5 protein-coding genes are annotated in these 3,323 nt (G+C 69.3%); 1 reads left to right on the forward strand and 4 read right to left on the reverse strand.

All coding sequences use genetic code 11. From position 1 onward, the window contains the following. Nucleotides 1-328, reverse strand: a 328-nt coding sequence (locus HUU96_RS13595) for a KUP/HAK/KT family potassium transporter (protein WP_174293290.1), incomplete at its 3' end; no start/stop codon positions are given. A 138-nt stretch (nt 329-466) separates the two neighbouring features. Here HUU96_RS13595 and pdeM point away from each other — a divergent pair. Further along, nucleotides 467-1,129, forward strand: coding sequence for a ligase-associated DNA damage response endonuclease PdeM (gene pdeM / locus HUU96_RS13600; RefSeq protein ID WP_174293291.1), 663 nt, complete (start codon nt 467-469; stop codon nt 1,127-1,129). Here pdeM and msrA read toward each other — a convergent pair. The 3 genes from msrA to HUU96_RS13615 form a co-directional block, all read right to left on the reverse strand. After that, a complete protein-coding gene (gene msrA / locus HUU96_RS13605) occupies nt 1,126-1,785 on the reverse strand; it encodes a peptide-methionine (S)-S-oxide reductase MsrA (protein ID WP_174293292.1) in 660 nt (219 codons plus the stop codon). The two genes, pdeM and msrA, sit on opposite strands and share 4 nt — an antisense overlap. A 38-nt stretch (nt 1,786-1,823) precedes the next feature. Beyond that, entirely contained in the window at nt 1,824-3,023 is a 1,200-nt protein-coding gene (locus HUU96_RS13610; protein WP_174293293.1) for a pyridoxal phosphate-dependent aminotransferase, read from the reverse strand. Between the two features lie 23 nt (nt 3,024-3,046). Then, a partial coding sequence (locus HUU96_RS13615) for an aminotransferase class IV (protein WP_174293294.1) occupies nt 3,047-3,323 on the reverse strand: 277 nt, incomplete at its 5' end.

Here is a 3,323-nt window from a genome sequence, read left to right on the forward strand (position 1 = left end):
GCCGCCCGCCCGCGCGCCGCGCGAGCGCAGCCAACGCCAGCACGCCGCCCTCGCCCTGATTGTCGGCGCGCATCAGGAACAGGACGTATTTGACGGTGACGACCAGGATCAGCGACCAGAGCGCAAGGCTGAGCACGCCCAGCACTTCGGAGGGATCGATGCCGTCCTTCGCGGTCTGTCCCAGCGCCTCATGAAACGCGTAGAGCGGGCTGGTGCCGATATCGCCGAACACGACGCCGATCGCACCGACCGTCAGCGCCAGCAGCGCGGGATGGCGCTGAGCGTGAGGAGCGGCGGTGATAGCTTCGGCGGGCGAGGCGGACGACATGGGCGCGGCGGCACCTTGGAGCGAGACTGCCCCGGGCGGGACGGCGCGCTCTACGCCCAAGCCGAGGGCGCGCAAAGCAGTTTTGCCAGCGCACCGATGCGGCTTGAACCGGCGCGCGACAGGGCGCATGGCATCGTCATGGTTCCCTTTTCGTTCGGCGGTCACCGGCTGCTCGCGCTTGGTGCCGGCGCGTTGTTCTGGCCGCAACGGCGCGCGTTGCTGGTTGCCGACCTGCACCTGGAAAAGGCGAGCTGGTTCGCGCGCATGGGGCAGATGCTGCCGCCGTATGACTCCCAGGCGACGCTCGCCGACTTGGCGGCGCTGGTCGTCGCCTGCGATGCCGAGGAGCTATGGTGTTTGGGTGACAGCTTCCACGACGTCGACGGCTGTGCGCGGCTGCCGGTCGCGGCGCGCGAGGCGCTGGTGGTGCTGACCGCGCGCACCCGCTGGACGTGGATCACCGGCAATCACGACCCGGTCATGGTCGATCGCTGCGGCGGGACTGTGGTCGGAGAGGCGGTGGTCGACGGGCTGGTGCTGCGCCACGAGGCGCTGGTCGACGAGCGGCGGCCGGAACTGTCAGGGCATTTCCACCCCAAGCTGCGCGTCCGGGTGCGCGGGCGGCAGGTCGCTCGGCGCTGCTTCGTGGCGACGCCAACCAAGCTGATCCTGCCGGCGTTCGGGGCGCTGACCGGCGGGCTCGACGCCGGCCACCCCGAAATCATTCGCGCCGTCGGCCCCGGCGCGGAAGCGCTGGTGCCGGTCGAGGACCGGCTGCTGCGCTTTCCCCTGGCGGCCTAGCGAGCCGCGAGCTGCGGGAAGCCGGCCTTGAACGCCGCCACCTTGGGCTTGTCATAGGTGGCAATATAGGGGTGCGTCGGGTTGCGGTCGAAGAAGCGCTGGTGATACGCCTCGGCCGGGAAAAACTGGCCCTGTTCGATACGGGTCACGATCGGCGCGCGGAATGCATGGGCGGTGCCGATCTGGTCGATATAGGCGCGGGCCACCTTGGCCTGCTCCGGCGATTGCGGGAAGATCGCCGAGCGATAGCTGGGACCACTGTCCGGCTCCTGCCCGTTCAGCTGGGTCGGGTCGTGCGCGACCGAGAAATAGACGCGCAGCAGCGTCGCATAGCTGACGCGAGCGGGATCGTAGGTGACCTTCACCGCCTCGGCATGATGGGTCGTTTCGGTCGAGACCTGATCATAGGTCGCGGTTGCGCGGGTACCGCCGGCATAGCCCGCGGTGACGGTGCGGACCCCCTTCACCTGCTCGAACACCGCCTCCATGCCCCAGAAGCAGCCGCCCGCCAGGACCGCCGTCTGCATACCCGGCGTCGCCGGCACGTCGACCTTGGCGACCGGGATCGGCACCGCGTGCTCGGCGACGGCGTGAGTAGACAGCGCGAGCGAGCCGAGGCCGGCAAGCGCGAGGGCGGGAAGGATGACGTTGCGCATGGCCGAAATATGGGAGCGAACCGCCCAGAAGCAAGCGGTTAGCGCAGCGCGGCGCAGGCGGTCTGGATGCGCTCGCACGCCTCGCGCAGCAGGTCGTCCGACGTCGCGTAGCTGATCCGCATCGCCGGCGACAGGCCGAACGCCGCGCCCTGCACGGCCGCCACCTTGGCATCGTCGAGCAGATAGCCGACGAAATCCTCATCGGTCTCGATCACGCGGCCGGCCGGCGTCGCTTTGCCGATCAGGGCTGCGAACGAGGGATAGACATAGAACGCCCCCTCCGGTCGAGGGCAGGTTATGCCCGTCGTCTGGTTGAGCATCGATACCACCAGGTCGCGCCGCCCCTGGAATGCCCGTGCCCGCTCGGCGAGGAAGTCCTGCGGCCCGGTCAGCGCCGCCACCGCCGCCGCCTGCGCGATCGAACAGGGATTGCTGGTCGACTGCGACTGCAGCTTGGCCATCGCCTTGATCAGCCAGGCCGCGCCGCCGGCGAAGCCGATCCGCCAGCCGGTCATCGCATAGGCCTTGGAACAGCCGTTGACGGTCAGCGTCCGCTCGTACAGCTCCGGGCAGACCTCGGCGATGGTGGCGAAGCGGAAGCCGTCATAGGTGATGTGCTCGTACATGTCGTCGGCGAACACCCAGACATGCGGGTGGCGCATCAGCACCTCGCCCAGCGCCTTGAGTTCGTCGACGCTGTAGGCCGCACCGGTTGGGTTCGACGGCGAGTTGAGGATCACCCACTTGGTTCGCTCGGTGATTGCGGCGTCGAGCGCCTCGGGCGACAGCTTGTAGTCGCTGTCCGGTCCAGCGATCGCGAACACCGGGGTGCCGCCGGCAAACTGGACGACATCCGGATAGCTGACCCAATAGGGGGCGGGGATCACCACCTCGTCGCCGGGCTCGACCGTCGCGACGATCGCGTTGAACAGGGTGTGCTTGCCGCCGACGTTCACCGTCACCTGGTCGGCGGCGTAGGTCAGGTGGTTGTCGCGTGCGAACTTGGCGCATATCGCCGCCTTCAGCTCCGGCGTGCCGTCAACATTGGTATAGCGGGTGCGGCCGTCGCGGATCGCCTGGATGCCGGCCTCGCGGACATGCTCGGGCGTGTCGAAGTCGGGCTCGCCCGCGCCCAGCCCGATCACGTCGACGCCGGCGCGCTTCAGCTCGAAGACGCGGGCGGTGATGGCGAGGGTCGGCGAGGGGCTGATACGCCGGAGCGCGGCTGACTGTTGCATGGGAACCCTTTCGCGGCGAGGCGCTATAGCGCCGGGGCGTTCTCCGCAACCGTCAGCCGTGCCCGCTGCAGCCCCCGCAGCGCATTGCCGAGCAGGAATCCCTCTGCCAGATCGACGCGGGTCAGCGCCGCCTCGACGGCGCGGCCGTTCTCGATCAGCTCGGCGCGCAGCACGCCGGGCAAGAGGCCATGCGCCAGCGGCGGGGTCAGCAGCCGGCCGTCTCGCTCGACGAAGAGCGAGGTGAAGCTGCCCTCGGTTAGCCAGCCGTCGGGCCGCTCGAACACCACCTCGGCGGTCCCC

The organism is Sphingomonas bacterium, assembly GCF_903644135.1.
Taxonomy (GTDB): Bacteria; Pseudomonadota; Alphaproteobacteria; order Sphingomonadales; family Sphingomonadaceae; genus Sphingomonas.

What these genes read in the sequence shown, in the direction of transcription:
- pdeM (WP_174293291.1), top strand. Translation starts at nt 467, where the DNA reads ATGGTTCCCTTTTCGTTCGGCGGTCACCGGCTGCTCGCGCTTGGTGCC.
- msrA (WP_174293292.1), bottom strand. Translation starts at nt 1,785, where the DNA reads ATGCGCAACGTCATCCTTCCCGCCCTCGCGCTTGCCGGCCTCGGCTCG.
- HUU96_RS13610 (WP_174293293.1), bottom strand. Translation starts at nt 3,023, where the DNA reads ATGCAACAGTCAGCCGCGCTCCGGCGTATCAGCCCCTCGCCGACCCTC.